The 23,682-nt window shown below is 65.7% G+C and carries 23 protein-coding genes; 9 read left to right on the top strand and 14 right to left on the bottom strand.

The window, feature by feature from the left end:
* Positions 1 to 7 precede the first annotated feature (7 nt).
* Entirely contained in the window at positions 8 to 1,249 is a 1,242-nt protein-coding gene (locus tag ACTDXD_RS03440; RefSeq protein WP_440125798.1) for a sensor histidine kinase, read from the top strand.
* Complete coding sequence (locus ACTDXD_RS03435; RefSeq protein ID WP_440125797.1) at positions 1,246 to 1,887, top strand: response regulator; 642 nt, start codon at positions 1,246 to 1,248, stop codon at positions 1,885 to 1,887. Before ACTDXD_RS03440 ends, ACTDXD_RS03435 begins: the two co-directional genes overlap by 4 nt.
* Before the next feature lie 48 nt (positions 1,888 to 1,935).
* Here the strand turns inward: ACTDXD_RS03435 and ACTDXD_RS03430 are convergent, their stop codons facing one another.
* Positions 1,936 to 2,643 carry a TetR/AcrR family transcriptional regulator gene (locus tag ACTDXD_RS03430; protein WP_440125796.1) on the bottom strand — a complete coding sequence of 236 codons (708 nt, stop codon included), beginning with the start codon at positions 2,641 to 2,643 and terminating at the stop codon, positions 1,936 to 1,938.
* A gap of 87 nt (positions 2,644 to 2,730) precedes the next feature.
* On the opposite strand from ACTDXD_RS03430, the gene ACTDXD_RS03425 reads away from it, so the two are divergent.
* The 3 genes from ACTDXD_RS03425 (at position 2,731) to lpdA (ending at position 5,972) form a co-directional block, all read left to right on the top strand.
* Positions 2,731 to 3,678 carry an ABC transporter ATP-binding protein gene (locus ACTDXD_RS03425; RefSeq protein WP_440125795.1) on the top strand — a complete coding sequence of 316 codons (948 nt, stop codon included), beginning with the start codon at positions 2,731 to 2,733 and terminating at the stop codon, positions 3,676 to 3,678.
* Positions 3,675 to 4,490 (top strand): ABC transporter permease, encoded by an 816-nt coding sequence (locus ACTDXD_RS03420; protein ID WP_440125794.1) that lies wholly within the window; start codon positions 3,675 to 3,677, stop codon positions 4,488 to 4,490. Before ACTDXD_RS03425 ends, ACTDXD_RS03420 begins: the two co-directional genes overlap by 4 nt.
* 78 nt (positions 4,491 to 4,568) lie before the next feature.
* Positions 4,569 to 5,972, top strand: a complete 1,404-nt coding sequence (gene lpdA, locus ACTDXD_RS03415; RefSeq protein WP_440125793.1) for a dihydrolipoyl dehydrogenase — start codon at positions 4,569 to 4,571, stop codon at positions 5,970 to 5,972.
* A gap of 38 nt (positions 5,973 to 6,010) precedes the next feature.
* Here the strand turns inward: lpdA and ACTDXD_RS03410 are convergent, their stop codons facing one another.
* A complete protein-coding gene (locus ACTDXD_RS03410) occupies positions 6,011 to 6,694 on the bottom strand; it encodes a helix-turn-helix transcriptional regulator (RefSeq protein ID WP_440125792.1) in 684 nt (227 codons plus the stop codon).
* 82 nt (positions 6,695 to 6,776) lie between these two features.
* Between ACTDXD_RS03410 and ACTDXD_RS03405 the strand changes: the two genes are divergently transcribed.
* Positions 6,777 to 7,568 (top strand): hypothetical protein, encoded by a 792-nt coding sequence (locus ACTDXD_RS03405; protein ID WP_440125791.1) that lies wholly within the window; start codon positions 6,777 to 6,779, stop codon positions 7,566 to 7,568.
* Here the strand turns inward: ACTDXD_RS03405 and ACTDXD_RS03400 are convergent.
* Positions 7,531 to 8,349 (bottom strand): ABC transporter permease, encoded by an 819-nt coding sequence (locus ACTDXD_RS03400; RefSeq protein ID WP_440125790.1) that lies wholly within the window; start codon positions 8,347 to 8,349, stop codon positions 7,531 to 7,533. The two genes, ACTDXD_RS03405 and ACTDXD_RS03400, sit on opposite strands and share 38 nt — an antisense overlap.
* 8 nt (positions 8,350 to 8,357) lie before the next feature.
* The gene (locus ACTDXD_RS03395; protein WP_440125789.1) at positions 8,358 to 9,428 is read right to left on the bottom strand and encodes an ABC transporter substrate-binding protein; all 1,071 of its coding nucleotides are present in this window, start codon (positions 9,426 to 9,428) and stop codon (positions 8,358 to 8,360) included.
* 9 nt (positions 9,429 to 9,437) lie between these two features.
* Between ACTDXD_RS03395 and ACTDXD_RS03390 the strand changes: the two genes are divergently transcribed.
* Genes ACTDXD_RS03390 through ACTDXD_RS03380 form a run of 3 tightly spaced genes read left to right on the top strand, consistent with a single transcriptional unit; the run spans position 9,438 to position 11,204 of the window.
* On the top strand, positions 9,438 to 10,028 hold the full coding sequence (locus tag ACTDXD_RS03390; protein ID WP_440125788.1) for an ATP-binding cassette domain-containing protein: 591 nt from the start codon (positions 9,438 to 9,440) through the stop codon (positions 10,026 to 10,028).
* Between the two features lie 28 nt (positions 10,029 to 10,056).
* Positions 10,057 to 10,869 carry a methyltransferase domain-containing protein gene (locus ACTDXD_RS03385; protein WP_440125787.1) on the top strand — a complete coding sequence of 271 codons (813 nt, stop codon included), beginning with the start codon at positions 10,057 to 10,059 and terminating at the stop codon, positions 10,867 to 10,869.
* Positions 10,866 to 11,204, top strand: coding sequence for a cupin domain-containing protein (locus tag ACTDXD_RS03380; protein WP_440125786.1), 339 nt, complete (start codon positions 10,866 to 10,868; stop codon positions 11,202 to 11,204). The genes ACTDXD_RS03385 and ACTDXD_RS03380 overlap by 4 nt, the downstream gene beginning before the upstream one ends.
* Before the next feature lie 22 nt (positions 11,205 to 11,226).
* Here the strand turns inward: ACTDXD_RS03380 and ACTDXD_RS03375 are convergent, their stop codons facing one another.
* The 10 genes from ACTDXD_RS03375 to urtA all read right to left on the bottom strand — a co-directional run bounded on the left by ACTDXD_RS03375 (position 11,227) and on the right by urtA (position 23,651).
* The gene (locus tag ACTDXD_RS03375) at positions 11,227 to 11,883 is read right to left on the bottom strand and encodes an ANTAR domain-containing protein (protein ID WP_440125785.1); all 657 of its coding nucleotides are present in this window, start codon (positions 11,881 to 11,883) and stop codon (positions 11,227 to 11,229) included.
* Positions 11,884 to 12,052: 169 nt separating this feature from the next.
* Positions 12,053 to 13,762, bottom strand: coding sequence for an allophanate hydrolase (atzF, locus tag ACTDXD_RS03370; protein WP_440125784.1), 1,710 nt, complete (start codon positions 13,760 to 13,762; stop codon positions 12,053 to 12,055).
* Positions 13,763 to 13,767: 5 nt separating this feature from the next.
* Complete coding sequence (uca, locus tag ACTDXD_RS03365) at positions 13,768 to 17,307, bottom strand: urea carboxylase (RefSeq protein ID WP_440127516.1); 3,540 nt, start codon at positions 17,305 to 17,307, stop codon at positions 13,768 to 13,770.
* A 286-nt stretch (positions 17,308 to 17,593) separates the two neighbouring features.
* Entirely contained in the window at positions 17,594 to 18,133 is a 540-nt protein-coding gene (locus tag ACTDXD_RS03360) for a carboxymuconolactone decarboxylase family protein (RefSeq protein WP_440125783.1), read from the bottom strand.
* Positions 18,134 to 18,184: 51 nt separating this feature from the next.
* Positions 18,185 to 18,871: a GntR family transcriptional regulator gene (locus tag ACTDXD_RS03355; RefSeq protein ID WP_440125782.1), complete on the bottom strand. Its 687-nt coding sequence runs from the start codon at positions 18,869 to 18,871 to the stop codon at positions 18,185 to 18,187.
* Positions 18,871 to 19,563, bottom strand: coding sequence for an urea ABC transporter ATP-binding subunit UrtE (gene urtE, locus ACTDXD_RS03350; protein ID WP_440125781.1), 693 nt, complete (start codon positions 19,561 to 19,563; stop codon positions 18,871 to 18,873). Before urtE ends, ACTDXD_RS03355 begins: the two co-directional genes overlap by 1 nt.
* A 1-nt stretch (position 19,564) precedes the next feature.
* Positions 19,565 to 20,347 (bottom strand): urea ABC transporter ATP-binding protein UrtD, encoded by a 783-nt coding sequence (gene urtD / locus ACTDXD_RS03345; protein ID WP_440125780.1) that lies wholly within the window; start codon positions 20,345 to 20,347, stop codon positions 19,565 to 19,567.
* Complete coding sequence (urtC, locus tag ACTDXD_RS03340) at positions 20,344 to 21,468, bottom strand: urea ABC transporter permease subunit UrtC (RefSeq protein WP_440125779.1); 1,125 nt, start codon at positions 21,466 to 21,468, stop codon at positions 20,344 to 20,346. The genes urtD and urtC overlap by 4 nt, the downstream gene beginning before the upstream one ends.
* A complete protein-coding gene (urtB, locus tag ACTDXD_RS03335) occupies positions 21,468 to 22,352 on the bottom strand; it encodes an urea ABC transporter permease subunit UrtB (RefSeq protein WP_440125778.1) in 885 nt (294 codons plus the stop codon). The genes urtC and urtB overlap by 1 nt, the downstream gene beginning before the upstream one ends.
* A 30-nt stretch (positions 22,353 to 22,382) precedes the next feature.
* On the bottom strand, positions 22,383 to 23,651 hold the full coding sequence (gene urtA, locus ACTDXD_RS03330) for an urea ABC transporter substrate-binding protein (RefSeq protein ID WP_440125777.1): 1,269 nt from the start codon (positions 23,649 to 23,651) through the stop codon (positions 22,383 to 22,385).
* Positions 23,652 to 23,682 lie beyond the last annotated feature (31 nt).

Here is a 23,682-nt window from a genome sequence, read left to right as displayed (position 1 = left end):
GGACACCGTGGCGACAGAGCGAACAACGACGCACGAGCTGGATGACGACCCGTGGAGCCGCTTCCACCGGTGGGGTCCGATCGCGCTGCTCGCGACCGGAACACTACTGTCCGCAGGCACCGCATCGTTGCTGATGGCCCCCGATCAACGGATCCCGGCGTCGCTGCTGGTAGTGGTGCTGACGGGCTGGGAGATCCGGCGGCTGCGTGGTCATCAGGGGTCCGGCACGATCTACTACATCGCCCGCACGGTCCTGGCGTTCGTCCTGAGCCTGTTCAACCCGTTCTTCGCGATCTACGCCGTGATGGGCTACTTCGATGCGCCCTGGTTGGTCGGGGAACGGTGGGCCCGTGCCGGGTTGGTCGCGACGGCGGTGACGTTGGCCGGCTCGCAAGCGGGGGGATTGCCTCCACGAGATCCGGAGATCTGGATCGTCTTCGTCCTGCTGTTCTTCCTCAACGCTGCGATAGCGATGGTGGCGTACCGGATCGGGGAGCGCGACCTGCGTAGGACCGAAGAACGGATCGACGCGATCGCCGAGCTCGAACGTGCGAATGCCCGTCTCGAACAGGCGCTGTCGGAGAACCAGGCATTGCATGCGCAATTGTTGAGGCATGCACGAGAAGCCGGAATCGACGACGAGCGGCGTCGTCTTGCAGCGGAGATCCACGACACCCTGGCGCAGAGCCTCGCCGGAATCGTCACCCAGCTGCAGGCCGCTGGCGCCACTCCTGATCCAGACGCGGCGAGACGTCACGTGGCCGAGGCCGCGGACCTTGCCCGACGCAGCCTCGGTGAGGCGCGACGCTCTGTGCACAATCTCGCGCCGGAAGTGCTCGAGCACGACACACTCGAAACAGTCCTGGCCGAATGCGTGGACCGTTGGTCCGCCGAGCACGGGATCCGGGTCGACTTCACGGTGACGGGAACTGTGGAACACCTGCACGACGACATCGCCGCCACGCTGTTTCGGATCACGCAGGAGGCGCTCGCGAACGTCGCCAAACACGCGTCGGCGCACCGCGTGGGTGTCACCGTGTCGTACATGGACGACGAGGTCAGCATCGATATCCGTGATGACGGGCGCGGATTCGACCTGTCGGCGGAGACGGTGGATGGATTCGGTTTGAGGGGCATGCGTTCCCGCATAGCCCGCATTGCCGGGGTTCTGGACGTCGAGTCCGAAATCGGCGCCGGAACAGCAGTATCGGTGCGAGTGCCGCTGGTGAAGGCGGGGTCGGTGACGTGAGCAGCGACGAACAGGGCATCACCGTACTGATCGTCGACGATCATCCCGTCGTCCGTGATGGACTGCGCGGAATGTTCTCTGCCTCGGATGAATTCACGATCCTGGGTGAAGCCGGGGACGGGAAGGAAGCGGTGGCGCTGGTCGCCCGATTGGATCCCGACGTGGTACTCATGGATCTGCGGATGCCGGGAGGCGGGGGTGTCGAGGCGATCGCCGAGCTGACCTCGAGCGGTGCCCGCAGTCGCGTTCTGGTCTTGACGACCTACGACTCGGACTCCGACACCATTCCCGCGATCGAGGCAGGCGCCACCGGGTACCTGCTCAAGGATGCACCGCGCGACGAACTGTTCGCCGCGGTGCGGGCAGCTGCAGAAGGACGTACGGTCCTGTCGCCGGTGGTCGCGTCGCGTCTGATGTCGCGGGTGCGCGGTGCGGGCGCTCCACGGTCACTCAGTGCCCGCGAGCGTGAGGTTCTGGTGCTGGTGGCGAAGGGGACATCCAACCGGGAGATCGCGCGGGTGTTGTTTGTCAGTGAGGCGACTGTGAAGACACACCTCATCCACATCTTCGGGAAGCTCGACGTGTCGGACCGTGCCGCGGCGGTGGCTGCCGCCTACGAGCGCGGAATCCTCGGCTGAACTCCGCATGGCCGAACGTCACCTCGATGCCGTTGGACTGCATGAATGTCACCTTCGGCCATGGGGAGTCGTGTCGGTGGCGTGCGGTGGTGCGATGCCGAAGAGCATCGCGTCGATGCCCGCGACGAACGCCGCGTCGTTGTCGAGTGGAGCGGCGGGAGAGTCTTCGCCGGTGCCGGTGAACAGCGCTGCCAAGTGCGGATAGTCACCGCGCGCGAGCATGGCCGCCAGATGTCCGGCGCCGCCGCCCGACCGGGAAGCGACCATCCCTGCGGATTCTTGTTGGGCGAAGTTCGCCACCCACCCATTGAGCAGCGCGACACCCATCATGGTGGCCGTCGGGGCGAGTTTCGCCGGGGCGAGTGCACCGATGAGGTGATCGAGATAGGCGATGGTGTTCGGTCCCATGTCGGTGGTGGGGATCTCACGTAGCCACGAATGTTTCCGATGTAGCGCTCGAGATTGTTCCGCTATGGCCAGGACATCGGCGCGCACGTCGCCGGTGAGCGGTGCGAACTCGTATTCACCTGCGACGCGGTCGGCCATCAGAGCGAGCAGATCATCCTTTCCGGACACGTACCGGTACAGCGATGCGGCGGAGGTGCCGAGGGTGTCGGCGACGCGGCGCATGGACAGTGCGCGTATACCTTCTCGATCGACGAGGTCGACGCAGGTCTCGGCGATATCGCTGAGCGTGTGAGTGGGGCGTGGTCCGCGCTTCGGTTCGTCGGATCTCAGCCACAGTGAGGTCGGCATGACCTCAGCATGCCTCGAGAAGCCAGTTGCGAACAGTGTTCGCAGATGCTTACACTAAATCTGCGAACGCTGTTTACAGATGAGGAGATGCGCGTGAACGTCATCGAAACGGAAAGCCTGACCCGCCGCTACGGTGAACGCGCGGTCGTCGACGGGGTGGATCTTCGCGTGCGGGAAGGGACGGTGCACGCATTGCTCGGGCCGAACGGGTCTGGCAAGACCACCACTGTGCGGATGCTGTCGACGCTCCTGCGCCCGTCGTCCGGGTCGGCGCGGGTTCTCGGTTTCGATACCGTCGTCGACGCCGTGCAGGTGCGACGACGCATCGGACTGGTCGGCCAGTTCCACTCCGTGGATCCACGGCTTACCGGCTCTGAGAACCTCACGATGTTCGCGCGGCTCTCCGGGATGCGGGCGCGCGACTCCCGGCGTCACGCCCGCGACCTGCTCGAGCGCTTCGGTCTTGCCGACGCGGCCGATCAGCAGGTCCAGAGCTATTCCGGTGGCATGCGGCGCCGTCTCGACATCCTCGCGGGAACCGTCGTACGCCCCGCAGTACTGTTCCTCGACGAACCCACCACCGGCCTCGACCCGCACAGTCGCAACGACATATTCGGATACATCCTGGATTTCGTCGCAGAAGGCACCACGGTGGTGCTCACCACCCAGTATCTGGACGAGGCCGAACGGCTCGCGGACGCAATCACGATCCTCGACGGCGGCCGCACCGTCGCCACCGGTACGCCTGCCGAGATCACCGCCGCGGTCGGCGCGGGGGTCGACCTGGTCGTCGCATCTGCCGACTGTGGCCGGGCTGTGAAGATTCTGAACGAATTCGGTGCACGAGAAGTGGGATCGGCTGTGGTGCAGGAACACTCGATCCGACTGGCCTTCGGTATGGATGGTGAACCGGAATTGCTCCCGATCCTGCGGGTCCTCGACGCCGACGGAATCGACGTCTACGACATAGGCAGACGCCGCGCGAGCCTCGACGAGGCATTTCTCGCGCTCACCGAAAGGACCCCGGCATCGTGACCATCGATCACCCGGTGCAGTCCTCAGTAGGTACGGTCGCGGCAGCACGCGTGGTGTTCGGTCGCACCGTCGCCACATACCGGCACTCGCCGGCGCTGCTCGCAGTCTCGCTCGCCGCGCCGCTGGGCATGGTCGTGTTGTTCGGCTACGTCTTCGGCGGCGCGCTCGCCGGTGACTCCGACCCCTCGGTGTATCGGTCGTACCTGATGCCGGGTGTGTTCGTCCTCGTCGCCGCATTGGGCCTGATGGGCACCGCGAGCACTGCCAATGCAGACATGAACAGCGGGCTCACCGACCGGTTCCGCGCGCTGCCCATCGCACGGTCCGGGGTGCCGACGGGGCTCGCGCTCGCGGAGACGGTGATCGGTGCGGTTGCCCTCGCCGCAATGATGGGGATCGGGTACCTCGCCGGGTGGCGTATCGACGCACCCGCAGGTGACGTCGCCCTGGCGATCGTGCTGCTGTTCGCGTTCCGGGCGGCGCTCAGTTGGCTCGGCCTCCTCCTCGGTATGGCGATCCGTGACGAGCAGCTGCTCCAGCAGGCGGCGCCGATGATCTTCGGGCTCATCATGTTCTCGAACGTGTTCACACCCACGGAGGCAATGCCGTCCGTCGTCCGCATCATCGCGGAGTGGAATCCGATCAGCTCGGTGGTGGCTGCACTGCGGGAGTTGTTCGGTTCGGGAACCGTGGTGGCAGCCGACTCGGCGTGGCCGATGCACCATCCTGCCGCTGCTGCGTTCGGATGGATCGCGGTGATCCTCGCGGTGACGGTGCCCCTCGCTGTGAGGCGGTACGGCGCGCAGCGTTGAGTGCGAAAACTCTCCCTACCGGCGGGTAACCGGACCATCGGCAGACAGCCGGATCGGGCAGGACTACCCTCTATGGCTGTGACCTCACACTATGACGTCGTTGTCCTCGGAGCCGGCCCCGGTGGGTACGTCGCTGCTATCCGCGCGGCACAGCTGGGATTGAGCACCGCCATCATCGAGCAGAAGTATTGGGGTGGTGTCTGTCTCAACGTGGGCTGCATCCCCTCGAAGGCGCTTCTCCGCAATGCCGAACTGGCACATCTCTTCACGAAAGAGGCCAAGACGTTCGGCATCTCGGGGGACGTGTCGTTCGACTTCGGTGCAGCCTTCGACCGCAGCCGCAAGGTGGCAGACGGTCGCACCAAGGGCGTGCACTTCCTCATGAAGAAGAACAAGATCACCGAGTACGACGGTAAGGGGTCGTTCGTCGACGCCAAGACCATCGAGGTGGCGCTCACCAAGGGCGGCACCGACCGGGTGACCTTCGACAACGTCATCATCGCCACCGGCTCGGTGACCAAGCTGCTGCCCGGCACCGAACTCAGCGACAACGTCGTGACCTACGAGGAGCAGATCCTCACCCGCGACCTCCCCGACTCGATCGTCATCGTCGGCGCCGGTGCCATCGGCATGGAGTTCGGCTACGTCCTGAAGAACTACGGGGTCGACGTCACGATCGTCGAGTTCCTCGACCGGGCCCTGCCCAACGAGGACGCCGACATCTCCAAGGAGATCACCAAGGCGTACAAGAAGCTCGGCATCACCATCAAGACGGGTGCTGCGGTCCAGAAGATCACCGACAACGGCTCGGACGTCACCGTCGAAATCAAGGACAACAAGACCGGCAACGTCGAGACGATGACCGTCGGCAAGGTGCTGCAGTCCGTCGGTTTCGCCCCGCGCGTCGAGGGCTTCGGCCTCGAGAAGACCGGCGTCGAGCTGACCGATCGCGGTGCGATCGCGATCGACGAGCGCATGCGTACCAACGTCCCCGGCGTCTACGCCATCGGTGACGTCACCGCCAAGCTGCAGCTCGCGCACGTCGCCGAGGCCCAGGCCGTCGTCGCCGCCGAGACCATCGGCAACGCCGAGACCCTCGAGCTGGGCGACTACCGCATGATGCCGCGCGCGACTTTCTGCCAGCCGCAGGTCGCGTCGTTCGGTCTGACCGAGGAGCAGGCGAAGGCCGAAGGTTACGACATCAAGGTCGCGACCTTCCCGTTCACCGCCAACGGCAAGGCGCACGGTCTCGGCGATCCGAACGGCTTCGTGAAGCTGATCGCCGACAAGACGCACGGTGAACTCATCGGTGGACATCTCATCGGCCCTGACGTTTCCGAGCTGCTGCCCGAGCTCACCCTCGCACAGAAGTGGGACCTGACCGTCAACGAACTGGCGCGTAACGTCCACACGCACCCGACCCTGTCGGAAGCGCTTCAGGAAGCCATTCACGGCCTCGCAGGACACATGATCAACTTCTGATCTTCCGCGCGGGTGGATCCCCGCTCGGATGTACCGACTCAGCTCGTGTCGACTCGACCGTCGCCGCGAGCTGCTGTCGTTCCGGGCCCGTGTCGTGCCGGGCGCAACACCAGTTCGACCAGGCAGTTCCCGTCCTGAGGATCGGGGAAGACGTCGACGGTGTAGGAAGCTCCGAGCGCGGCGGCGTGGTCGTCGAGGACCCGCTGGATCAGGCCGCGCTGGATTCCGCGCACGACTTCGGGATTGCTGCGGGCGATCTCGGCGAGCGGGCACGTGCAGAGGGTGATGCTGTGCGTGCCGAATGCGTTGGTGGCCGATTGTGTTTCGAAGCCCAGCTGTTCGAGGGACTCGATGACGAGTGCGCCGGCGTCGGTCGTGGGGGCGGGAACGAGCCCGAGCATCCCGGCCCAGTCGTCGCCGACCTCGAAGGCCTTGAGCTCGCGCTCGGCTGCGCTACCGCCGATGCGCGCCGCGAGCAGGGCGACGAGATCGGTGTAGGACGGCTCTTTCACCGCGATGTAGCCCATGCGGGGCCGGCCGACCTTCTCGGCGGGCAGCGCCTGGGTGCGGACGAGTCCTTCCTCGACGAGCCCGGAGAGGTGGAACCGGATCGTCGTGACGTGCAGGTCGAGCGCGGCCGCGAGGTGGTGTGCGTCGAGGGGGCCCGTCGAATCCCGAAGCATGTCGAGTACGCGCTCGCGCTGCTTCACCCGCTTTGCCAACTCGCACTCCTGTCACGATCCCGGGTGACCTCAGGTGAGGCTCACCTTATTAAAATGATGAAATTCCTCTATAGTCGTCCCCATGAAGGCTACGACCGATTCACCGTCCACGGTACGACCAGGTCGAAACCGACTCGGAACTGCGGCTACCCTTGCTCTCGCACTTATCGCCGTGGCGTCGGTCGTGGTTGCGGTGGCGTCGGTGTTCGTTGCCGTGGAGGTGCGTGAGCAGGGCCGGCAGCCGGTCGCTGAGTCGACGTCGAACGCCGCGATCCTCGCCGCGCTCCAGTCACTCGCCGCCGATCGGGGCGCCGGCGCTGCAGAGGTCCCGGCCGGTGAAGCAGCGCCCACCGGCCAGGCCGAACCTGCCCCGGACGTGGGTGCTCCAGAAGGGCCTGTTCCCGCGGCAGCTTCCCCCGCCGTTACGGCTCCGGCACCTGGCCCTGCTCCTGCACCCCAGGTCTCGGCTGCCCCGCCGTCCGACCCTGTCGCCGCGACACCGCAGGTGCCCGCGCCCAGCGCCGAACAACTCACGGCCACGCTGCACTCGGCCGTCGCCCCGTCCAATTCGCTCTCGTACCGCCAGTCCCACGTCGAACGCGGTACCGAGGCCGGAGCGGTGCTCGAACAGATTGGGGCACGCGCCGGGACGATGCTGCAGGTCGTCCGGCCACGCGTCATCGACCCGATCGACTTCGACGGCACGCAGGCCTCGGGTCGTCTCCAGGTGACCTTCGCGGGCGCCCCCGGTCCCGAGACCCCGCTGCGCCTGACCTTCGTGTACCTCGACGGGACGTGGAAGTTGTCGGCGCGCAGTGTGTGCGATGTGGCGTCGTTCAACGGATTCGCGTGCCCTTCCGGGTACGTGCGGTAGCGGCACGGTCACTCGGTGAGAACAGGGCGGTCCATCTCTTGACGACGACTCGGATGGCCAGATCCACCAGCAGCGCGCAGACGATGATCGCGAGTGTCCATGCGAACAACTTCGGTGTCTGCAACAGGGTCCGGGTCTGCGCGATCGCCGCGCCCACCCCGTCCGGGGCCGACAGCAGTTCGGCCATCACCGCGACACGCACCGACCCGGACGCGACTGCGCCCGTCGCCGCCACGATCGGGGGCAGGATCGACGGCGCGACGATGAATACCAGCCGACGTGTGCGGCTCAACTGCAGCCCGGCGCCGAGTTCGAGCAGATGCGGGTCGATCGACTGCAGCGCCGACGCGGTGGCCGCAGCGATGAGCGGCACCATCACGGTCGCGCACACGATGATCGTGATCGAGGGGTCGCTGCCCATCCACAGCACGAGACACACGATCAGCACGATCGGGGGAAGCCCCTGCAGAATCGCGCGCACCGGCGCGAGGACGCCGTCGGCGAACCGCGACACGGTCGCGGCCCAGCCGAACAGCAGGCCGACGCAGAGCGCGAGCATCGTCGCGGTGGCCGCGCGCAGCAGCGTGATCGCCAGCTCGGTGGCGAGGGAGCCGTCCGCGGTGATCTCCCACAGCGCCTCGAGCGTCTGTGCCGGACTCGGCATCACGGCGGGGGACTGACCCAGTGACAACCAGTGCCAGGTGGCCAGCAGCGCGACGACGCACAGAGCGGCGCCGAGAGCGTACTGCGGCGAGCGGCCCTGCTTCACAGGCGTTCCCATCGCGTTCGTCAGCCCACTCCGTAGAAGCCGTCGGCGGGCAACTCTCCGCCGATGGACTCCGGGACCGTCCGCATCAGCGACTCGTAGAGCAGTTCGGTGTCGGCGCGACCGTCCGCGGCCGGAAGGTAGGTGGGGCGCAGTTCGGGCAGAACCTCGGCGACCACCTCGGCGGGAATCGGCACCACGTCGGCGATCGCCGACGCCCCGGCCTGCGGGTCGGAGACGACGTCGACGACCGAACCCAGCAGGTTCGTCTGCAGGGCACCGAGAAGATCCGGGTACTCGCGCGCGACCTCGCCGCGCAGCACGAATCCCGCGAACGGCAGGGACGAGGCGTCGGTCTGCTCGATCCACAGGTCCTGCATGCTCTGTGCTTCGACGATGTTCTCGGTGGCTCCCGCCACCACCGTCGAGAGGTGCTCCGGCAGGATCGCGTACTGCATCGTCCCCGACGTCAGGCCGGTCGCGATATCGAGCGGTGTGGGGTGGTACTGCAGCGTGACATCGGGATTCTCACCGTCGTAGGTCATTCCGGCGCTGTCGAGGATCTGCCGCGTCACCAGATCGATGATGTCGTTCTCGAAGGGGATGTGGACGGTCTGCCCGCGCAGATCGTCGAGAGTAGTGCCGTCCGGACCCATCAGGTACACGATGTTGCCGCTGACCGTACCCACGAGGACGAGGTCGATGCCTTGCGCGCACAGGTTCGCTGCGATGTTGATCGGCATCGCCGCGAGGTCGTAGTTGCCGGCGATGAAGTTGGTACGCAACTCTTCCGGGGTACTCGCGGTGTTCGTCGAGGTGTCGTCGACGCCGAGGTCGCCGAGTCCGGTCAGGGGCGCCGCCATCGCCACGTTGTTCGCGACTCCGACGTTCAGCGAGTCGGGCAGGCCCGAGGCGGCATCGGTCCCGGAGTCCGTGGTGCCACATGCCGAGGTGTCGTCGTCACTGCTGCACGCCGTGAGCACAGCGGTGGCCACAGCGAATGCCAGCAGCAGGGAGCCGACCTTCGGTGCGCGAATCCTCGATGCGCGAACCTTCAGTGCACGAATTTCAGGGGGGAGATGATGACGGTTCACGGAGATCCTTTGATCGAATTCGACAGGGTAGGTCTGTCCCGCGGTGACAAGGTCATCGTGGACGATGTGTCTCTGCGGCTCGACGCAGGCGAAATCCTGGTGATACTGGGTGAATCCGGTCTGGGCAAGACCACGGTCCTGCACGCCGCTGCCGGACTGCTCGAGCCCTCGACGGGCACCGTCACCCGTCGGATCGAACGGCAGAGCATCCTCTTCCAGGAGGCACGGTTGTTGCCGTGGATGTCCGTGGGGAGAAATGTTCTGCTCGGTGCGCCCGGACGTGATGTGTGGAGGTCCGGGCCCCGCCCGGACGTCGAACGCGCGCTCGACGAGGTGGGGCTCAGGGATGTTGCGCATCTGCCGCCCTTCCGATTGTCCGGCGGGATGCAGCGCCGCGCGGCTCTCGCCCGGGCACTGTTCGCGTGCCCCTCGGTGGTGTTCGCCGACGAACCGTTCGCGCACCTGGACTCTGCATCGGCGAAGACGGTGGGCGTCGCGCTGGGGCGGGCCGCGGCCGAGGGGGCAGGCGTGCTGATGACCGCCCACGAGATCACCGACATATTCACCACCATGGGGATTTACCGTACATTATTCCTGTAAATAGGATGTGCACCGAGAAGGGTCGACCATGAACGACAAGCACGGAGCCGACGACGCACTGCCGTTGGCCGATCGGGATGCCGCCCATCTACCCGGCCATTGGCTGCTCGCGCGCCTCGGAAAGCGCGTTCTGCGTCCCGGAGGGAAAGAACTCACGGAACGGATGCTGTCCGACGCGAAATTGCGCGGCGTCGACGTCGTCGAGTTCGCGCCTGGCCTCGGCCGCACGGCGCAGAACATCCTGGAGTTCGCTCCCAAAAGTTATGTGGGTGTCGAATCCGACGAGAGTGCAGCCGAATTGACCCGCAAGGCCATCAATTTCTCCGGGACGGTCGTCGGCGGTGAGGCGTCGAAGACAGGGCTCGACGATGCGTCCGCGGATGTCGTGGTCGGTGAGGCGATGCTCACCATGCAGACCGACAAGCACAAGAGCGAGATCATCGAGGAAGCACTACGCGTGCTGCGACCGGGTGGGCGCTACGCGATCCACGAATTGGCGATCGAGCCAGACGAGGTCGACGACGAGGTCAAGACCGAGATCCGCAAGTCTCTTGCGCGGTCCATCAAGGTCAACGCGCGTCCGCTCACCGCGGCCGAATGGACGAAGCTTCTCACCGACGCTGGATTCGAGGTCGAGACCGTGGGCTTCGCACCTATGGCACTGCTCGAACCCCAGCGCATCCTCGCCGACGAAGGGCTCGTCGGTACAGTGAAATTCGTGGGCAACGTACTACGGGACTCCGACGCGCGAGCGCGTGTGCTGCAGATGCGGTCCACCTTCACGAAATACAAGAAGCACCTCGTCGCGATCGAGATCATCGCGAAGAAGAAGGCGGCATGATGACCGACGCAACCGACTCCGACGGCACGATGACCGTGATCGAAGGACTCACGCATCTCGACGTCAAGGACGGCGACGCCCCGCGCCTCGAGAAGCTTGTGTCGCGGCCGGGTGCCACGGTGATCCGAATGGGTTTCGCTGCGGGGCAGATCCTGAAGGACCACCGCGCGCCTGCACCGATTCTCGTGCAGGCAACCAGTGGCGACGTGTCGTTCAGTACCGCCGACGAGACGGTCTCGCTCGTCCCGGGTACCGCGGTGCATGTCGACGAGGGCATCATGCACAAACTCGTTGCAAACACCGACTCCGTCGTGATGCTGACGATCCTGCGCTGATTCGGCGCATCGCAAGTGGGGCTCAGCGGTGGCCCGGACCGGATTCGACAATCCGGGCCGCGATCACTGAAACAGGCGTGTTGGTCTCCTGCGACAGTTGAACCATCATCTGGAACGCCTGTTCGGCTCCCACAGCGAACCGCTCCATGAGCATGCCCTTCGCCTGGCCGATCAGGTCGCGGCTGGCGAGCGCGGACTTGAACTGCAGTTCCTTGCGGGAGGAGAGGACCGCGATGGCCGCATGCGCAGCGAGGACCCCGCCGACGTGCATCGACTCGGCATCGAATGCCCCGGCTTCGGACGCGAACAGGTTGAGGGCACCGGACTCGTTGCCGTGGGTGAACAGGCGAAACGACAACATACTGAATACGCCCGCCTCGACCGCGGCTGCGGAGAACTGCGGCCATCGGGGTTCCGATCGCAGGTCGGCGGTGTGTGTCATCTCCGCTTCCAGCGCAGCATCGACGCACGGGCCCTCCCGGAGTTCTGCCTGAATCTTGTCCACCCGCCTCGTCAGTTCGGAGGTGGCGGCGTGGGTCTCGAACTCGGACGGTCCGGTGACCATGAGAACCCCGGCAGAATCCGCACCCGGAATCAGTGCGATCGCGGCCGTGGTGAGGCGTTCGAGCGACGACTCGAGATCGGTAGCGTCTGTCATCGACCGAGCAAGCTCAGCCATGATCCCGCTCAATCGTTCGTCCTGATCCGACATCGCCCATCACCCTTCTTCGCGTACCTGGTCGACGATAGTCCGCTCGCTCCACCGCGGTCGTCATCTGGCTCGAACAACGGCGAGCGGCCTGCCTCGGACCGTACGACCGGCACATGAGACCGACACGGCGTGGCCGTCAGCTCGTCGTATAGGCCAACCAACCGCCGAATCCGGTGATGTCGAGTGCATCGGCGGATGCGTCGTGGGTGCAACCGAATCCGACGACCCAGCGGCCGTCCGAGAGTTCGACGCTCGTGAGAGTCATCGGTGCGGGCAGAGTCGAGAGGAACCTGCCGAGCCCGGCCTCGGACACGCGGAACAGCTCACCGGCGATCGCGGCGCCCTCACCGCCGCCGTGTCGCACCAGGCCGGGCTTCGGCGGGGTGGTGTTCAGCGCCATCAGCCGGTACGCGTCCGAGGTGTGCACCTGCTCGGAGAAGCGGGCGCCGATGGCCTCCAGCTGGAAGTACAATGGCTGACCCCGCAGGTGGGCTCCGAATACCACAATTTCGACGCCTGCGTCGACGAACTGCGGTGCTTCCACACCGGTGAGGCGCGCCGCGATGTCGATCGCCACTTGATCGTCGAACCCGGGCACCACCACCATCACCCCGAACGGATGGCCTTCGGATGTGACGGCGCCGGGCACCGCAACCGCAGCCATGTCGAGCAGGTTGCAGAAGTTGGTGTACGTACCCATCCGGCGATTGATGGCCACCGGTTCACTCTGAACCGCAGCGATCGTCGGATGCTCGGTAGTGGTCGGAAGCAACAGGCCGTCGAAGCCGTCCAGCAGCACGCGCGCATATGTCCGCGTATAGACCAGGGAGTCGAGATCGGAGACCAGTTCGTGTGCGGAGGGGCGCGCTGCAGACGAGACGATTGCGGCCACCGTGGGATCGGCACCTGCCCGCTCGGTTTCGAGAAACCTGCCTACTGCCGCATACCGTTCGGCAACCAGGGCTCCGTCATACAGCAGGGTTGCGGCCTCGAGGAGCGGTGAGATGTCGACCTCGGTGACCTCGATGCCCGAGCGGCAGGCCTCGCGCACGGTCGCGTCGAACGCGTCGCGGTACTCGGCGCACAGGGCGACGAGGTCTTCCGGCCGGGGCACCGCGAGCCGGATCTGTGCGGGAGCTGCAAGCGGTACGTCAGCGGGCCACGTGCGGCTACGCGGGTCGCGTTCGTCCGGTGCTGCCATCGCGGCAGCTGCGCGTGTCGCGAGGTCGAGCGAGTCGGCGAAGACGGTGAGGCAGTCGTAGTCGACGCACGCGGGCACCACACCGTGGGTCGGAATCACTCCCAGCGTGGCCTTGATGCCGACGATGCCGTGCAGGGCCGCAGGCACGCGCCCCGAACCGGCGGTGTCGGTGCCGATCCCGATGTCGGCGATGCCCAGGGCCACAGCAGCCGCAGAACCCGAACTGGACCCGCCGGAAATGCGCTCGGTATCCCATGCACACCGCACCGCACCGTACGGGCTGCGGGTTCCCACGAGACCCGTTGCGAACTGGTCGAGATTGGTCTTCCCGAGCACCACCGCACCCGCGTCGACGAGCCGGGTGACGCCCGATGCAGTCGTCTGCGGTGTGTACGCGAACTCGGGGCATCCCGCGGTGGTCGGCAGGCCGGCGACATCCACGTTGTCCTTCACCGCGACCACGAGGCCCGCGAGTGGAAGCGACTCGTCGGCCGCGACACGTGCGTCCACAGCGGCGGCGTCGGCGAGGAGGTCGGCTGCATCGCGCAGGGTGATCCACACCTCCGGGCGGTCGACCTCCTCGATCCTGGCCAGCGCGCGTCGCACGCGGTCGGTCGCGGTGGAAGTGACGAAATCGGTGGTCATGGGCTCTATCCGATCACGAGAAGGGGGGTGCCCGGCGCGACCCTCGCGCCCGGTGTGACGAGTACCTTCAGGACTGTTCCTGCCCGCTCACTGCGGATGGGCATCTCGAGCTTCATGGCCTCGAGGATCACGACGGTGGTGTCGAGGCCGACGATCTCACCTTCGGCGACCTCGACGCGCCATACGTTGCCGACGAGCGACGCCGCGACGACGGTGGACCCGTCGGGCATTCCGGTAAGCGGGTCGACCGTGGTGGAGACTTCGATCGGCACGGTTTCGATGCGGTCGAACTCGCCGGAGTCGTGCCACGCTTTCTTCTCGATCTCGAATGCGGCGGACTGCTTCGCGTCGAACTCCGCGATGGACTCGGCGTTGTTCTCCAGGAATCGGAGATGGTCGGCCAATGCGAACGTTCCCTCCGAGATGTCGGCGTCGAAGCGTCCGGCCGCCGAGGCAGCCCGGTACTCGAGCAATTGCTCCGGGGAGACGGGCTCCCAGACGATGCGGTCGAAGAACCGGAACAGCCAGGGTTTGCCGTCCTCGAACGGCCCCGACTGCCGGTAGCCGGACCAGATCGGCACCGTACGGCCGACGAGCTGATAGCCGCCCGGCGACTCCATTCCGTAGACGCACAGGTACTTGCCACCGATGCCCACGGCATCCGACGGTGTCCACGTCCGGGCCGGGTTGTACTTGGTGGTCACGAGCCGATGCCGAGGATCGAGCGGAACTGCCAGAGGCGCACCGAGATACACGTCACCGAGACCGAGAACGAGATACTCGGCATCGAACACGGTGTCGCGAACCTCGTCCACCGACCCGAGACCGTTGATGCGGCGGATGAACTCGATGTTGGAGGGGAGCCACGGCGCGCTGTCGCGCACGCCGCTGCGATAGCGGGACAGCGCCTCGGAGATGGACGGATCGTCGAACGACAGCGGCAGCCGGACGGTGCGGCTGGGCACCACGAGATCATGGGTCGGCGGCAGTTCGGCTTCGAGATCCTGGAGTACGCCGAGCAACCGGTACTGGGGGAGGACGTCCGGGTCGAAATGGATGTGCAACGACCGCACACCCGGGGTGACGTCGATGATGCCGGACGCTTGCGTTGCGGTGAGCGCTTCGGACAATGCGTGGACCCGCATACGCAGGCCGAGATCGAGAGTCCTCTCGCCGTACTCGACAAGGATGTTGTCGTCGCCGCCGCGCAGGTACACCACCTCGGGCCTGTCGAACATCGAGTCGAAGTGGCCGAGGCGTCCGCCGTCGAGAGTCGTGCGCGGTGCGAACGGTGGCACATCGACGGTGCAGTTCGCGCCGTGCCGGAGAGCGATGGCGTCCTCATCGGAGACCGGCACGAACCGCACCGAATCGCCCGGACGGATCTGGCCGAGCTTCCAGCGATGTCCCGACACCACGGTGAGGGGACACGCGAAACCGCCGAGGCTCGGCCCATCGGGTCCCAACAGGATCGGTGTATCGCCGGAGACGTTGAGTGCCCCGATACTGTACGGATTGTCGTGCAGATTCGACGGATGCAGTCCGGCATCGCCGCCATCGCTGCGCGACCAGGCGGGCTTGGGACCATCCAGCCGGAGTCCTGTCCTGTTCGCGTGCGCCTGCACCGTCCATGTCGTGTCGTAGAACTGCGCCATGTCCTCGCGGGTGAAGTAGTCGGGCGCGGGCTGGGGGCCTTCGGTGACAGCAAGATGCCAGGTGTGAGCGAACTCGGGTCGGCGGTCTGCGGGTACGGGTGCCGGAGCGGCGGCTGCGGTGGGGTCCGCAAGGCCCAGCACGTCACCGGTAGCGACCGCCGCGCCGGTCGGTCCACCGAAACCGCCGAGCGTGAAGGTGGCGGCGCTGCCGTGGAAGAGTGGCACATCGAGGCCGCCGCGCACCGCCACATAGGTGCGCAGGCCAGCGTCGGCCGGGGTTCCGACGTCGAGCACCGCACCAGCGGAGACCGCGATCGGTTCCCACATGGGCACGGGCTCACCGTCGAGCGTGACGTCGGCCGGCGCTCCGGTTACGCACACGATGGTCTCGTCCGAGAAGCTCAGTCGCGGTCCCTGGAGCGTGCATTCGAATCCCGGAGCACCTTCGACATTGCCGACCGCGATGTTCGCAGCGCGAAACGACAGGTCGTCCATCGGCCCGGACGGGGGAATCCCGACCTCCCACAATCCCGTTCGCCCCGGAAAGTCCTGAACGGTGGTCATGGTGCCTGCGCGCAGCACGTCGATCCGACGTCCGATGCCGGAGACACCCGCGAGTGTTGCCGTGCTGTGCTCGGCGCGCAGGACCGATTCATCGGAACAGACCTGCTGCAGCAGAGAAAGATTCGTCTGCACGCCGTACACGCTGGTGTCGTCGAGGGCTTCTGCCAGTCCGGCGAACGCGGTGCGGCGTGATTCGCCGCGTACGATCACCTTCGCGATCATCGGATCGTAGAAAGAGCTGACCTCGGTACCGGTATCGACCCAGGTCTCGACGCGGGTGTGCGCGGGGAACTCGACGTGCGTGAGCAAGCCGGAACTGGGCCGGTGCTCCCGTCCTGGGTCTTCCGCATACACGCGGGCCTCCACGGCGTGTCCCGTGATCTCGGGCCCCGAATCCGGAATTGCGTCGAGCAACGTCGCCTCGCCACCGGCGAGCCGGAGCATCCACTCGACGAGATCCACTCCGGTCACTTCTTCGGTGACCGGATGTTCCACCTGCAGGCGGGTGTTCATCTCGAGGAACGACACTTCGTCGCGCGAGGTGTCGTATACGAACTCGACCGTGCCTGCGGAACGATACTGCACCGATGACGCAAGCGCCCGCGACGACGAGAGCATCTGCTCGACGAGTTCGTCGGGCAGATTCGGTGCGGGTGCTTCCTCGACCACCTTCTGGTTGCGTCGCTGCAGTGAGCAGTCGCGCGTGCCGAGGCTGACCGTGCGGCCCAGGCCGTCGCCGAAGACCTGCACTTCGACGTGGCGGGCGTGCACGATGAACCGTTCGAGGAAGACTCCCGAGGACGAGAAGTTCGCCGACGCCAGTCGCAGCACGCGGTCGTATGCTTCGCGGAGGTCGTCGGGGTGGTGACAGGCCTGCATTCCGATACCGCCGCCGCCACCGACGGCCTTGAGCATCACCGGATACCCGATTTCGTCGGCCGCGGCGAGCGCGTCCTCGAGGGAGGCGAGGAGCCCGCTTCCGGCGACCAGGGGAACTCCCACCGCGCGTGCGGCTTCGCGCGCTGTGTGTTTGTCGCCGAACACGCTCAGCTGGTGGGCAGTCGGGCCGACGAACACGATGCCTGCGGCTTCGCATGCGGCGGCGAACTCGGCATTCTCGGAGAGGAAGCCGTAGCCAGGATGGATCGCGCCGGCACCGGAAGTGAGTGCCGCCTCGATCACGCGGTCGGCCCGGAGATAAGATTCCGAGGCAGGCGCAGGGCCGAGACGTACTGCCATATCGGCAGATTCGACGTGTGCGGCGGATGCGTCGGCATCCGAATAGACCGCCACCGTCTTCAGCCCGAGCAGGTGCGCGGTGCGCATGATGCGGCAGGCGATCTCACCGCGATTCGCGACCAGAAGGGTATCGAATCCGAATGCCACGGCGTGCTCCTTCGAAATTGGCGGGCGAACAGGATTCACATCGAGAAATGCAGAAGTGGTTGTGCCACCCCTGTATCCGCCGTTGTGGACACTGTTGTATACGCTATGAGCCCGGTGTTTCGTCCCGGTTTCCTGCGGTAAAGCGTCGGTTAGGAAGAGCTGTCACCGTTGATACCGGGTGGAGCGCACGATGCAGGAATAGCCCGCACGTCAGGAGAGGGAAGCGTTACTCGCCGCCGAAATCGCGATCGAGTCGAAGCACACCGATGGTGGTGGCGAGGCCGTCGTACTGGGTGACAAGGAGGCAGAATTCGATCATGCGCCGGTCGTCGAAGAACTGCGCGAGCGCCGACCACGTCTCATCGGTGAGGTTCCGAGTGCCGACCAATTCGTCCACGGCCGTCAGGACTGCGCGCTGCCGTCGGCTCAGGCTCTCTGCGGACGGCCCGGTGACGATCCGTTCGCGCATCTCGTCGGTGATTCCGGCTCGCGCGCCGAGGCGCGTGTGATGGTCGAATTCGTAGTCGCAGGCCCGCAAGTGAGCCACACGCAAGATGACCATCTCCGCTTCGAAGCGGCTCAGCTTGCCGAACGGCATCAGCATGCCCGAATAGTGCAGCCAGCCCCGGAACAGCCGGCCCGATCGGCCCAGAGTGCTGAACAGATGCGCGTCGTCCGTGCCCGCGACGCGGGACAGTGCCTTCCACGCAACCCAGTTGATCGGGCCGAGTTCCTTCAACCGTCCGGGCTGGATTCGTGGCGTCACGGTCGTAGTGTGCACGAACGTCGCGCATCAGTCACGTGCGACACGTGCTCGTCAGTCCCGCAGTGCTTGCGCGAAGCGGGCCATCGCGCGTGCTTCCTCGGCCCGTCGGATCACGACGGCCCTGGAGGTATCGATGTGGCCGAGCAGGACCCGGTGAGCTTCGTCCAGTTTCCCGTCGAGAAGTAGTTCGGCCACCTCGATGTGTTCGTCGATGGTCGCAGTCATGCGGTCCGGAGTAAGGTAATCGAACATTCGCACCGGCCGGACCTTGCCGTTCACCGTAGCGAGGGCGTCACACAACGCGCGGTTTCCGGATGCTGCGAGCACTGCCAGGTGATACCGCTCGTCGAGGGCCACGAAACCGGCATCGGGCGCGGGCGGGTCGGCACGCAGCGTGTGCCAGAAGTCCAGTTCCTTGCCGAGGACGGCCGGATCGTGACGGATCGCCGGATTGTCGAGTGCCCGGCGGATTCCGTGAAGTTCGAGGGTGATGCGCAGTTCGTACAGGTCGGCAAGGTCGTCGAAGCGCGGACGGTACGGGAACAGTCCACCGGCGCGCCGTTCGACGAGCCCGTCGGAGACCAACCTGGCCAACGCCTCCCGTACCGGTGTCCGCGATACCTCGTAGCGATCCGCGAGCTTCTCCTCGCCGAGTCGCTCGTCCGCTGCCAAGGCGCCGGACATCAGGTCGTCGCGCAACGATCGATATACCCGATCGCGGTGAGTTGCGGTTGTCATCAGATCGCCATCGCTTCACGCACGGTGCGTGCGGCCTCGGTGCCACCGGCGCCGGTGGAAGTGACGCGGCCGGACTCGACGACGTAGTAGCGCAGGGCGTTGTCGAGCGCGAATCCGATGTGCTGTTCGACGAGCAGCACGCCGAGGTCGCCCGAGCGGCTCAGCTCGACGATGGTGTTCTCGATCTCCGCGACGACCGACGGCTGGATGCCCTCGGTGGGTTCATCGAGAATGAGCATGCGCGGCTCGGTGATGAGCGCTCGGGCGATGGCGAGTTGTTGTCGCTGGCCGCCGGATAGAAGACCTGCGCGCTGGTCGAGAAGCGGGACGAGAGCAGGGAAGAGATCGAGCATATTCGCGATCAGGTTCCTGCCGTTCCTGCGTCCGTCGGCGACGACCTGCAGGTTCTCGGAACAGGTGAGCTGACCGAACGACTGCTGGCCCTGCGGCACGTACGCGAGTCCGCGCGCGACACGGGCGGCGGGGCGCAGTCCTGTGATGTCCTCGCCGTCGAAGAGGATCTTTCCTCGCGTGACGGGCAACAACCCGACCGCGGCACGCAGCAGCGTCGTCTTGCCTGCGCCGTTGTGGCCCATCACCGCGACCACTCCGTCGGAGGGGACTTCGAGGGACAGTCCGTGGATGATCTCTGTGCGTCCGTATGCGACATGCACGTCGACGAATTCGAGCATCTCACGCCTCCTGTGCTGCGGCGGTGGTCCCGAGGTAGACCTCCTGGACCTGCGGGTTGTTCTGTACTTCGTCGACGGTGCCGTCGGCGATGACCTTTCCGCGGGCGAGCACCGTCACCGAGGTCGCGAACGCGCGCATGAAGTCCATGTCGTGTTCGACGACGACCACGGTGCGCTGCGCGCCGATTCGGCGGAGCAATTGCCCGGTCTCTTCGCGTTCCTCGCCGCTCATGCCTGCGACAGGCTCGTCGAGGAGGAGCACGTCGGCGTTCTGCACGAGCAGCATCCCGATCTCGAGCCACTGCTTCTGGCCGTGGGCGAGGATCCCTGCGGGTGTATCGCGGTGTGTGGTGAGGCCGATCGTCTCGAGGGCCTGCTCGATCTCGGGCAGGATCTCCTTGCGTCGGCGGAGCAGCTGCCACGGTGAGCGGCCTGCGCCTGCGGCGATGTCGAGATTCTGCAGCACCGACAGTTCCTCGAACACCGACGCGGTCTGGAAGGTGCGGCCGACGCCGAGACGCGCGATCTTGTGAGTCTTTCTGCCGAGCAGTTCGACACCGGATCTGGTGACCGACCCGGTCGCGGAGACGAGACCGGTGACAGCGTCGACGAGTGTCGTCTTGCCTGCCCCGTTGGGGCCGATGAGGAACCGCAGGTCGCCCTGGAACAGCGTCAGATCGACGCCGTCGACGGCAGTGAACCCGTCGAATTCGACACGCAGGTCGCGGATTTCGAGGTACTCGGCGGACATACCTGCGTTGCCGCCGTATTCGGGTGCGCTCATCGGGCAGGCTCCAATTCGGGTTCGGACGAGGACGTCGTCGGGTCGTCGGTGGAATCCGCCTTCGCGCGACGTCGGCGGAGCTTGGCGAGCCCGGCGATTCCCGCGGGAAAGAAACCGATGACGACGATGAACAGGAGTGCCTGAGCGTAGGTCCAAGCCGACGGGAAGCTCTCGGACAGGGCGGTTTGGGCCCATGCGACCCCGATCGCACCGAGGACGGGGCCGAGCAAAGTGGTGCGGCCGCCGATCGCGACACCGATGAGGAAGGCGATCGAGGGGACGATCCCGATGTCGGCGGGGGAGATGATGCCTACGATCGGAACGAACATCGCGCCTGCGATCCCGGCGAAGAATGCGGCCACGGTGTAAGCGACCACCTTGATGTTGGCGGGGTCGTATCCGAGGAATCGGACTCGCTCCTCCTGGTCGCGGACTGCGACGAGCAGTTCACCGTAGCGGGACTGCATGAGCTGCCGGGTCGCGGCAACGACGAGGAGCAGGATCGCGGCGACGATGAAGAAGAGCATCCGTTTGTTCACGGGATCGGCCAGGTCGAAACCGAAGAAACTTCGGAAACGGTTGAGGCCGTTGGATCCTCCGGTCGACTGCTGACCGACGAGCAGGATCGCGAAGGCGGCGGCGAGCGCCTGCGAGAGGATCGCGAAGTAGGCACCCTTGACGCGTCGTTTGAAGACGCCGAGGCCGAGAAGCAGTGCTACGAGGGCTGGGACCAGGGCGATCGCGAGGATGGTCACCAGGGGCGAGGAGAACGGAACCCAGTATGCGGGTAGTTCGCGGATGCCTGCGATCTGCATGAAATCGGGGACGGTGTCGCCGCGGAGCTCGGCGTCGGCCATCTTCAGATGCATCGCCATGATATAGGCGCCGAGTCCGAAGAACACGCCTTGACCGAGGGTGAGCATGCCGCCGCGGCCCCACGCGAGTCCGATGCCCACGGCCACGATCGCGAAGCACAGGAACTTGCCGAGCAGTCCGAGGCGGAAGTCGGACAGCGCGGCGGGGGCGACGCCGAACAGCATCAGTGCGGCGAGAGTGAATCCGGCGGCGGTGCGCACGGGTCCGGGGCGGGTGAGGTCGCGGGCGTGGAAGGTCATCGACATCAGACCAGGCTCCTTGTCTTGACCGCGAACAGGCCCTGCGGGCGGGCCTGGAGGAAGATCACGATGAGCACGAACACGATCACCTTCGCGATCGAGGCGGTGGTCGAGTACTCGATGAACGAGTTGAGCAGGCCGAGGGCGACTGCGGCGATGACGGCACCTTCGATTCGGCCGAGACCACCGATGACGACGACGAGAAACGCGTCGATGAGATAGGCGGACCCGATGGTCGGACTGGTCGATCCGATGAGCGTCAACGCCACGCCGGCGAGGCCCGCGAGTCCGGATCCGATGAAGAAGGTGGTCAGGTCGGTGCGGCGCGACGAGATCCCGACCGTTTCCGCGAGGTCGCGGTTCTGCACGACCGCACGGATCCGCCGTCCCATCGATGTGTACTTCATCGTGGTGATCAGGGCGACCACACACACTGTGGCGAGAACGAGGATGAACAGGCGGGTTCTCGGGACCACCGCGCCGAGGATCTCGATACCGCCGGAAAGCCATTCCGGTGCAACAACGTTGACGGCGGGTGCGCCGAAGATGTCGCGGGCGAGTTGCTGGAGGAGCAGACCGACGCCGAAGGTGACGAGCAGCGTGTCCAGCGGGCGGTGGTACATCCGCCTGATGAGGGTGACCTCCAGGAGGACTCCGAGTGCGCCGCCGACGAGGAAACCGACGAGGAGAGAAACGAACAGGGAGACTCCGGCGGACGAGATCACCTGTTGCACCACGAAAGCGGTGTAACTACCGGCCATGATGAATTCGCCGTGGGCCATGTTGATGACGCCCATCTGACCGAACGTCAGCGACAGCCCCAGTGCTGCCAGCAGCAGGATCGAACCGATACTCAATCCTGTGAACAACTGTCCTGCAACAATATCCATATCGGTACTCCTCGTCGACGGTGGTACCGGTCAGTTCCCGGAGAGGGATGCGGCCCAGTCGTAGGTCTCGAGGTACGGGTCGGGGTCGACCGGTCCGTCGGACTCCCAGATCGTGTAGATCAGACCGTCACCGCGGATCTCACCGATGCGGGCGGTCTTGGTGATGTGGTGGTTGTCACCGTCGATCGTCACGGTGCCTTCGGGTGCCTCGAAGCTCACCCCGTCGGCCGCTTCCTGGATCGCTGCGACATCGAACGATCCGGCCTTCTCGACGGTGTTCTTCCACAGGAACACCGAGGTGTAGGCGGCTTCCATGGGGTCGGACGTCGGCTTCGCGTCACCGTACTTCGCCTTGTATGCCTCGACGAACGAGGTGTTCTCGGGCGTGTCGACTGTCTGGTAGTAGTTCCACGCGGTGAGCTGGCCCTCGATGTTCTGCGCGCCGATACCCACGACCTCTTCTTCGGCGATCGAGACCGACACGACGGGCATGTCAGCGGCCTTCAGGCCTGCGTTCGTGTACTCGCGGAAGAAAGCGACGTTGGAATCACCGTTGAGCGTGTTGAACACGGCATCGGCGTCGGCGGTGCGAACCTTGTTGACGATGGTGGAGAAGTCGGTCGAGCCGAGCGGGGTGTAGTCCTCGCCCTTGATCTCGATGCCGTTCGCATCGGCGTAGGCGCGGATGATCCGGTTGGCCGTCTGCGGGAAAACGTAGTCGCTACCCACCAGATACAGGGACTTCACGCCCTGCTCCTTCAGGTAGTCGAGGGCGGGGACGATCTGCTGATTGGTTGTCGCCCCGGTGTAGAAGATGTTCGACGACGACTCGAGCCCCTCGTATTGGACGGGGTAGTACAGCAACGAGTTCCGGTCCTCGAACACCGGAAGCATCGCTTTGCGGCTCGACGAGGTCCAACCGCCGAACACCGCCGCGACACAGTCGGAGCTGATGAGCTTCTCCGCCTTCTCGGCAAACACGGTGGGCTCGGACGCGCCGTCTTCGGCAACGATCTGGATCTGCTTGCCGAGCACACCGCCGTCGGCGTTGATCTGCTCTACTGCCAGCGCAATCGAGTCGCGCACGGTGACCTCGGAGATTGCCATGGTTCCGGACAGTGAGTTCAAGGAACCGATCTTGATGCTGTCACCGGAGGTGTCGACGCACGATGTCCCGTCAGAGACGGATGCATTCGCTGTGGAGGTGTCCGCCGCCTTGCTTCCGCACGCGGTGAGGGTGAGGCCGACGGCGACCAGCGCTGCGGCGCTCGTGGCGAACTTGGTTCGGGCAACTGTCATGGGGTGTCCTTCGTGGAAGGGGACCGGGCGG

This window comes from Rhodococcus sp. SJ-3, from assembly GCF_051918125.1.
Classification (GTDB): domain Bacteria; phylum Actinomycetota; class Actinomycetes; order Mycobacteriales; family Mycobacteriaceae; genus Rhodococcus.
Note: the sequence above shows the minus strand (reverse complement) of the source record. Positions and strands in the feature narration are given on the sequence as shown.

Excerpts from the sequence above, each read along its gene's own strand:
- ACTDXD_RS03430 (WP_440125796.1), bottom strand. The coding sequence starts at position 2,643 with ATGCCGACCTCACTGTGGCTGAGATCCGACGAACCGAAGCGCGGACCA.
- ACTDXD_RS03425 (WP_440125795.1), top strand. The coding sequence starts at position 2,731 with ATGCGCGTGAACGTCATCGAAACGGAAAGCCTGACCCGCCGCTACGGT.
- ACTDXD_RS03405 (WP_440125791.1), top strand. The coding sequence starts at position 6,777 with ATGAAGGCTACGACCGATTCACCGTCCACGGTACGACCAGGTCGAAAC.
- ACTDXD_RS03400 (WP_440125790.1), bottom strand. The coding sequence starts at position 8,349 with ATGGGAACGCCTGTGAAGCAGGGCCGCTCGCCGCAGTACGCTCTCGGC.
- ACTDXD_RS03385 (WP_440125787.1), top strand. The coding sequence starts at position 10,057 with ATGAACGACAAGCACGGAGCCGACGACGCACTGCCGTTGGCCGATCGG.
- ACTDXD_RS03380 (WP_440125786.1), top strand. The coding sequence starts at position 10,866 with ATGATGACCGACGCAACCGACTCCGACGGCACGATGACCGTGATCGAA.
- ACTDXD_RS03375 (WP_440125785.1), bottom strand. The coding sequence starts at position 11,883 with ATGGCTGAGCTTGCTCGGTCGATGACAGACGCTACCGATCTCGAGTCG.
- atzF (WP_440125784.1), bottom strand. The coding sequence starts at position 13,762 with ATGACCACCGATTTCGTCACTTCCACCGCGACCGACCGCGTGCGACGC.
- uca (WP_440127516.1), bottom strand. The coding sequence starts at position 17,307 with ATGCGCACCGCGCACCTGCTCGGGCTGAAGACGGTGGCGGTCTATTCG.
- ACTDXD_RS03355 (WP_440125782.1), bottom strand. The coding sequence starts at position 18,871 with ATGACAACCGCAACTCACCGCGATCGGGTATATCGATCGTTGCGCGAC.
- urtE (WP_440125781.1), bottom strand. The coding sequence starts at position 19,563 with ATGCTCGAATTCGTCGACGTGCATGTCGCATACGGACGCACAGAGATC.
- urtD (WP_440125780.1), bottom strand. The coding sequence starts at position 20,347 with ATGAGCGCACCCGAATACGGCGGCAACGCAGGTATGTCCGCCGAGTAC.
- urtC (WP_440125779.1), bottom strand. The coding sequence starts at position 21,468 with ATGTCGATGACCTTCCACGCCCGCGACCTCACCCGCCCCGGACCCGTG.
- urtB (WP_440125778.1), bottom strand. The coding sequence starts at position 22,352 with ATGGATATTGTTGCAGGACAGTTGTTCACAGGATTGAGTATCGGTTCG.
- urtA (WP_440125777.1), bottom strand. The coding sequence starts at position 23,651 with ATGACAGTTGCCCGAACCAAGTTCGCCACGAGCGCCGCAGCGCTGGTC.